Raw genomic sequence first — 1238 nt, forward strand, 5'->3', positions numbered from 1 at the left:
GCGGAAGACGGGATTCGAACCCGCGACCCTCGCCTTGGCAAGGCGATGCTCTACCCCTGAGCCACTTCCGCGTAACAAAGTTGTCACTCTGTTAATATACCATAATCCCCTAAAAAAATCAAATTGGTCACATCTGAATGAAGTGGCTCGGGACGGAATCGAACCGCCGACACGAGGATTTTCAGTCCTCTGCTCTACCAACTGAGCTACCGAGCCGTTAATCCTGACTAGCATAAGATACATGATCATACGCCGTTTTGTCAAATTGAAAAATCGCAGTGACGAAATCATCTTGATTCGCAACTTTCTTGTCTAGATCAGATGTTCTGAGTATATCTTATCTTCACCAGGTTCTAACCACCAAATTCGCTCAGCGATTTCTCGATCTCCTTGTACAAGGGAACGCAAGACGAGCGGAGGCTCGTAAATCTCTTCGCGCGTCAATTTAAAAGCACCCCAATGAATGGGCAACATATATTTTGCTTTGACATCACGAAAAGCCTGCAATCCATCTTTCGGGTCCATGTGCATCATGTGAAACCACTCTCGCGGCTCATAGGCACCAATCGGAATCAGCGCGACATCTGGATGCGAGCCTTGCATACCTGATGAAAAATCATTACGATATCCCGTATCTCCAGCAAACCAAAAAGAATGGGTGGATCCCTTTACGAACAGTCCTGCTGAAGAACGGTAACGCTCTAACCAGCGTTTTCCGCGATGATTAACCGGGGTTAAACTAATGGTAAACTCTCCTTGACGCAAAACCTCGGTTTTATCTAATTCAAACACATGCCGAAACCCCAAATTTCTCAGCAGCGATAAATGTCCTCTTGGACAAATGACACTTGCCTCACTTCGCCTAGCAATCTTTCGCAGTGTGGGTCGATCTAAGTGATCCCAGTGTGCGTGTGATAAAAGTACATAATCGATGCGCGACAAGTCGTCCATTTGATAACCTGCAGGGCGTTTGCGACGCACCACGAGTGCGCGATTGGAAACAATCGGATCTGTGATAAACCGCGTGCCATTCACTTCAATCAGAACAGTAGAATGCCCGATAAATTTATATCGAATCATCGCTTTACAGCCCCTTTTCGCCATCAAACAAAAAAGCTCAGATACCCTGAGCTTATCATCTGCCACGCTATATAAAAAAATCACATTTGGCGGAACTGACGGGATTCGAACCCGCGATCTCCTGCGTGACAGGCAGGCATGTTAGGCCTCTACACCAC

1 protein-coding gene and 2 tRNA genes are annotated in these 1238 nt (G+C 46.8%); all 3 read right to left on the reverse strand.

Features of this window, described 5'->3' with window-relative positions:
* Positions 1-71, reverse strand: a tRNA-Gly gene (locus BM613_RS14525).
* A 72-nt stretch (positions 72-143) separates the two neighbouring features.
* Positions 144-216: transfer RNA gene (locus tag BM613_RS14530), tRNA-Phe, on the reverse strand.
* Positions 217-312: 96 nt separating this feature from the next.
* A complete protein-coding gene (locus BM613_RS14535; protein ID WP_181363210.1) occupies positions 313-1080 on the reverse strand; it encodes an MBL fold metallo-hydrolase in 768 nt (255 codons plus the stop codon).
* Positions 1081-1238 lie beyond the last annotated feature (158 nt).

This window comes from Sulfoacidibacillus thermotolerans (assembly GCF_003144315.1).
Lineage (GTDB): Bacteria > Bacillota > Bacilli > Alicyclobacillales > SLC66 > Sulfoacidibacillus > Sulfoacidibacillus thermotolerans.

What these genes read in the sequence shown, in the direction of transcription:
- BM613_RS14535 (WP_181363210.1), bottom strand. Translation starts at nt 1,080, where the DNA reads ATGATTCGATATAAATTTATCGGGCATTCTACTGTTCTGATTGAAGTG.